Raw genomic sequence first — 5,412 nt, 5'->3', positions numbered from 1 at the left:
GTTGTGCATGTCGTTGAAATGCAGCAGCCGCAAAACCTGCCGCGTGCCGGTTGGGGTCCCCTGTTCCGGCACCGCATCGCCGGTCTGGGTGACGATCGTGGTGAGCGGCGCGCCCAGCGGGTTGCCCTTGAGAACGAACAGTTTCTCAACATTGCCAGCCGGGTTTGGCGTGGCCGGGATCATCGCCAGTTCGCCAACGCCGGGGGTCGCATCGGCGCGGGTTGCAAACAATATCGGCAGGGTCGCCGCGCTGGCCATCAAACCAGTGTGTTTGAGAAATGAACGGCGGGAAAAATCGTGGGACATGGCAGGGTTCCTGTGGTTGGTGTTCCGCAGGAAGTTCGCCGGAATTTGCAATGGTTGAATTACAGTTAAGGCACAGATTCGTAACAACTCTGGCGGTTTCCTGTTGCTTCCTCGTATTTGTCCAGGAACGCCTCGACGTGCATCTGGCGGAAATCAGGCAGGGCAAGGTGCAGCGCCTCGTGCGACCAGTCCCACCATTTCAGCGCCAGCAAGCGCCCGATCACCGGATCCGGGAACCGCATTTTGATCACCTGCGCCGGGTTGCCCGCAACGATGGCATAACAGGGCACATCCCTGGTCACGATGGCACCGGCACCAACCACCGCCCCGGTGCCGATCACGCGACCGGGCAGAACCTGTGCGCCGTTGCCCAGCCATGTATCGGCACCCAGCCGGCATAGGGTCTCGCGCCGCCAGTCAAAGAACTCGGCCTCGTCCGGCTCATCCTCAAAATAGGCCGAGGACCGGTACATGAAATGATGCAGGCTGGCGCGCCAGGTCGGGTGATTGCCCGGATTGACGCGGGCGAATGCGGCGATATTGGCGAACTTGCCGATCTGTGAATAGGCGATGTCGGCAAAGCGGTCGCAATAGGAATAATCGCCCATCTCAACCTCGGTCAGGCGGGCGTTCGCACCGATTTCGACAAAGCGCCCCAGGGTTGACCCCTTTACAACCGCGCCGTCATGTACCAGCGGCGTTTCGGACAGTTTGGGTTTCATACCGTGCCCTTCTCGGTGCCTTTGATCAGTCGGATCCGCAGCCAGCCTGACAGGTTATCCATGATGATCACGACGATGATGATCAGCATGATGATATACATGGTATTTTCCCACTCCTGCCCGGTGCGCATGGCATCGGCCAGTTTAAGACCGATGCCGCCCGCGCCCAGCATGCCGATCACCGTAGCCGAACGGGTGTTGGATTCAAGAAAATACAACACTTGCGAAATCAACACCGGAAGGATTTGCGGGATCACCCCGAACCATGTGGTTTGCACCTTGCCCGCCCCCACGGAGCTGACGCCCTCCATCTGATTCTTGTTCGCGTTTTCAATGGCTTCAGAGAACATCTTGCCAAAGGTGCCGGTATCGGTGAACCAAAGGGCCAGAATGCCCGAAAGCGGCCCCAGACCAAAGGCGCGGATGAAGATCAACGACCAGATCAGCGCATCAACCGCCCGCAGGAAATCAAACACCCGTTTCATGCCGCCCCGCAAGGCCCTGAACGGGTTGATGTTGTTGGCCGCCATAAAGCTGAGCGGCAGGGCGGTGATCGCGGCCAGAATGGTGCCGCAGAACGCCATCAGCACGGTGATCATCATCGCGTGCATTACCTGCCCGTGCTGCCATTCCTTGTTGCCCCATATCTCTGAGGCAACCAGCGACAGGTTGCTTTGATCGGGGTCGATCTGCTCGCCCGAAACGATCAGACCGATCGCCTGCCAAAGGCTGGTGCCGTTCAGGGGCGAGCCGCTGTCAAACCAGAAATTTTCCCATCCCGTGGTGTATTTGTGCAGGGTAATTTTCGATTTGGTGACGATAAAGCGCACATAGGTATCGGGGCGGCCTTCGATCTTGTTGGGGGCGATACGCATCCAGTCCTGCGGCGCACTGCGCAGCACCGGGCCGTCTGCCGTCGGCTTGATATCCACAACCAACGTCTTGCCATCATACAACCGAAACGACGTCTGCGACAAAAAGGCGGTAAAACCGCCCCCCATGTCAACGCGGGTTTCATCCCCTTGCGTTGTCACCCAATCGGGCAGGGTTTCAAAGGCACGGCGGCGGTTGCCTTCAAGATTGACCATGACGTCGCCGGTGCGCATCGACAGTTCGACATGGTGTTTATAGGCATAGGAATCCAGCGCCAGCAGTTTGGCGCGGTCCATATTGGCGCGGGCCATCGCGCCGGAAATGTCAAACGCCACCCAGATATAAGCCAGATATCCGATCAGCAGAACCACGCCGCCAGCCCACGCGGCCTGCCGCTTGCGGTTCGGTTCGATCGCCTCTGGATAAGCTGCGGCAAGCGCTTGCATTTTTGCGGTGGTGGTCATGGTGGTCTCTTTCAATGTGCGACTTTGCCGATGAAGCGGCGGCGTGCCCAAGTGGACAGAACATCGATGGTGATGATGGTGCCAATCAGCAGCATGATGATCGCGGCGATATCGGCCCCGAACTTCCAATCGACAAAGGTCTTGAACTGTTGGCCCAGGCCGCCGGCACCGACAAAGCCCAGAATGGCCGAGGCCCGCACGTTGATTTCGAACCGCAACAACCCATAGCTGATCCAGTCGGGCCAGACTTGCGGTAGTATGCCAAACCAGACTTTTTGCAGCCAGTTGGCCCCCGCGGCCTCAAGCCCTTCCCAGGCTTTCATATCGGCGTTCTCATTCACCTCGGAAAACATCTTGCTCAGCGCGCCCGTGGTGTGGAATGCAATCGCGGCCACGGCGGCAATCGGGTTCTTGCCAAAGATGAAGATCAGAAACAACGCGATGACGATCTCTGGAAAGGCGCGGGCAATGTCGGTGAAACGGCGCGTGATCCATACCGACACCCGGTTCTTAACTAGGTTTCGCGCAGCCACGATGCTGATGATCCCACCAAAGGTGAACCCGATAAGGGTTGAAACCACCGCCATATTGATGGTTTCGATCAGGTAATAAAAATAGGTATGCTGGATGCCGTTATCGCTGTGCTGCACCACAAACGGGATTTTCCAGAATCCCCAGCCACGGGCATAGGCCTGGCTCAAAATGTCGTAGGGATAATCAAAAACTCTGGGCAACCCGGATAGTATTGATCCGGCGTTCGCATCCTCGGCGATGCGGATACCGCCAATCAGCAACACGACCAAAAGGATCAGAAGCAGACCGGTGTAAACCCGGCGGCGGCGCTCGGCGATTTCGTACAGTGCTGCAATATTGGCTGTCGCCATCAGTTCAGACATGGATTTTTCTCAGCAAAAAATGCGCACCCGCCAGAAAGGCGGATGCGCAAGGTTCAGGGGGATCAGTTTTTGTTTTCAATCTTGGCTTTGCGGGCCGCGATGATTGTTGCGTAGAATTCTTCGTTAACGCGGATCAAACCGGCATATTCACCACCCTGAGCATTGTAGAAACACTCTGGATCATCATCGGGCATGGACATCATGGATTTGATGACCATGTCCTTGGTTTCCTGCGGCAAGGATGAACGCAGAACCAGTGGGCCATTCGGGATCAGCGGCGAGGTCCAGAGCAGCTTGAGATCGTTCATGTCAAGAAGACCCTTGTCCACCATCTTGCGCAGATTGCCCGAGGTATAGCCGTCTTCCCATTCGCCAACACCAGAGGTCCATGTCACGCCAGCGTCGACGTCACCGCTCAGAACCGCCAGCACGTTTTGCTCATGGCCGCCGGAAAACGACGTTTGGCCGAAGAAATCTTCGATCACATAACCCTGCTTGGGCAGGGCAACCGACGGAATCAGATAGCCCGAGGTCGAGTTGGGGTCGGCAAAACCAAGGTGCTTGCCTTTCATGTCGTCAAGGCTTTCGATGCCGCTGTCGGCGCGCGAAACCATGATCGAGTGATAGCCAGAGGCACCATCGGTTTGAACCGTGGTTGCGATTGGCTCAACCGCATCAGGGTCGGCCAGATATACGGCGGCATAGCCCGACGCGCCAAGTTCGGCATAATCCAGCGTGCCGCCCAACAGGCCCTCGATGACGCCGGCATAATCAGACGCGGGGAACAGTTTTACCGGCACACCCAGCAGGGCCTCATAACGCTGGATCAGGCATTCATTATTGGCCAGACGGTCGGACTCATTTTCACCGCCCAACAGGCCGATGCGAAATTCGGTGATGGGGGCTTCATGATTGCCGGCCAGCAACGGCGTTGTGACCGTAACCAGAGCAGTTGTGGCAGCAATAAGTGCGGAGAGTTTCATACGTCGTTCCTTTGACAGGATAAAGTGCTCTGGTGTTCAGAGCGCGGATGCCCAAACGGGCGGCTATCCCGCAACGGCCAGGATTGGGTTGGCAGCTGCGGTATTCGATATTGCGCTGATCGAGGTCGAGGTCGCGGCCTCGTCGAATTCGGCCCCCGCGCCGTAAATCTCGCGGGCGGTGTTTTCGGTCAACTCGTGCGCGGGTCCATCAAACACAATCGCCCCGTCGCGCATGCCGATCACCCGATCACAATATGTGCGTGCGGTGTCCAGCGTATGCAGGTTGGCGATAACGATGCGGCCGTCCTGTTCGTGTATCTGGCGCAGGGCGTCCATGACGATCTGGGCATTCATCGGATCAAGCGAGGCAATCGGTTCATCCGCCAGGATGATTTTCGGATCCTGTACCAGGGCGCGGGCGATTGCCACGCGCTGTTGCTGCCCGCCCGACAGGGCTTCGGCGCGTTTCATCACATGCTCGGCGATGCCCAGCCGATCAAGGGCTGCCAGCGCGTCCAGACGTTCCTGGCGGGTGAACAGGCGCAGGATCGACCCGATGGCGGAATGGTCGATCAACCGGCCCATCAGCACATTGGTCATCACGTCAAGGCGGGGAATCAGGTTGAATTGCTGAAAGATCATCGCGCAATCGGCCTGCCAAGCCCGTTTGTCTTTGCCTTTCAGCTTCAGGATGTCACGGTTTTCAAACTCGATAGAGCCATCGCTGGCATCGGTCATCCGGTTGATCATGCGCAACACTGTGGATTTCCCGGCACCCGAACGCCCGATGATGCCGATCATCTGCGGTTTATCCAGCGCGAAAGAGGCGTTGTTAACCGCAATGTTGCCGCCAAATTTCTTGGTCAGCCCGTGAACATTCAAAAGCATAATCACCCCCCGTTGATTGCCTTGGGGGTGGCAATATAGGTAAAAATTAAATGTTATATGACGGTTCCGCGTAGACACTGTAGCAATGCCAAGTGTTTGATCCCACGGTTTGATGGTGCGATCTTTTCGTTGGAATGGAGGGACGCACTATGTGTATTCTTAACCTTCTTGCCATGCTATTCATGGGAAGGAGGAACAACGAATGGGACGTACATCTACAGTCAGGAAAAGCCGGCCGCGTGATGCGGCGACGAAGGTGGCGGAGCACCGCCTGAGTGTG

The 5,412-nt window shown here is 57.2% G+C and carries 6 protein-coding genes; all 6 read right to left on the bottom strand.

Translation table 11 applies throughout. The annotated features are described in order from the left end of the window. On the bottom strand, window positions 1-306 hold a 306-nt coding region (locus ACWB12_RS00980), incomplete at its 3' end, for a twin-arginine translocation signal domain-containing protein (RefSeq protein WP_479528189.1). A gap of 65 nt (window positions 307-371) precedes the next feature. After that, entirely contained in the window at window positions 372-1,028 is a 657-nt protein-coding gene (locus ACWB12_RS00975; protein ID WP_479528188.1) for an LbetaH domain-containing protein, read from the bottom strand. Beyond that, window positions 1,025-2,365 (bottom strand): phosphonate ABC transporter, permease protein PhnE, encoded by a 1,341-nt coding sequence (gene phnE, locus ACWB12_RS00970; protein WP_479528187.1) that lies wholly within the window; start codon window positions 2,363-2,365, stop codon window positions 1,025-1,027. Before phnE (ACWB12_RS00970) ends, ACWB12_RS00975 begins: the two co-directional genes overlap by 4 nt. Window positions 2,366-2,376: 11 nt before the next feature. Next, window positions 2,377-3,261 carry a phosphonate ABC transporter, permease protein PhnE gene (gene phnE, locus ACWB12_RS00965; protein ID WP_479528186.1) on the bottom strand — a complete coding sequence of 295 codons (885 nt, stop codon included), beginning with the start codon at window positions 3,259-3,261 and terminating at the stop codon, window positions 2,377-2,379. 62 nt (window positions 3,262-3,323) lie between these two features. Beyond that, window positions 3,324-4,244 (bottom strand): phosphonate ABC transporter substrate-binding protein, encoded by a 921-nt coding sequence (gene phnD / locus ACWB12_RS00960; RefSeq protein ID WP_479528185.1) that lies wholly within the window; start codon window positions 4,242-4,244, stop codon window positions 3,324-3,326. Between the two features lie 63 nt (window positions 4,245-4,307). Beyond that, the gene (gene phnC / locus ACWB12_RS00955) at window positions 4,308-5,132 is read right to left on the bottom strand and encodes a phosphonate ABC transporter ATP-binding protein (protein WP_479528184.1); all 825 of its coding nucleotides are present in this window, start codon (window positions 5,130-5,132) and stop codon (window positions 4,308-4,310) included. Window positions 5,133-5,412 lie beyond the last annotated feature (280 nt).

The organism is Profundibacter sp., from assembly GCF_056498605.1.
The sequence above is the reverse complement of the archived record's forward strand: the minus strand, read 5'-3'. Positions and strand labels throughout refer to the sequence as shown.

Coding starts and splice junctions, on each gene's coding strand:
- ACWB12_RS00975 (WP_479528188.1), bottom strand. CDS start 1,028: ATGAAACCCAAACTGTCCGAAACGCCGCTGGTACATGACGGCGCGGTT.
- phnE (WP_479528187.1), bottom strand. CDS start 2,365: ATGACCACCACCGCAAAAATGCAAGCGCTTGCCGCAGCTTATCCAGAG.
- phnE (WP_479528186.1), bottom strand. CDS start 3,261: ATGTCTGAACTGATGGCGACAGCCAATATTGCAGCACTGTACGAAATC.
- phnD (WP_479528185.1), bottom strand. CDS start 4,244: ATGAAACTCTCCGCACTTATTGCTGCCACAACTGCTCTGGTTACGGTC.
- phnC (WP_479528184.1), bottom strand. CDS start 5,132: ATGCTTTTGAATGTTCACGGGCTGACCAAGAAATTTGGCGGCAACATT.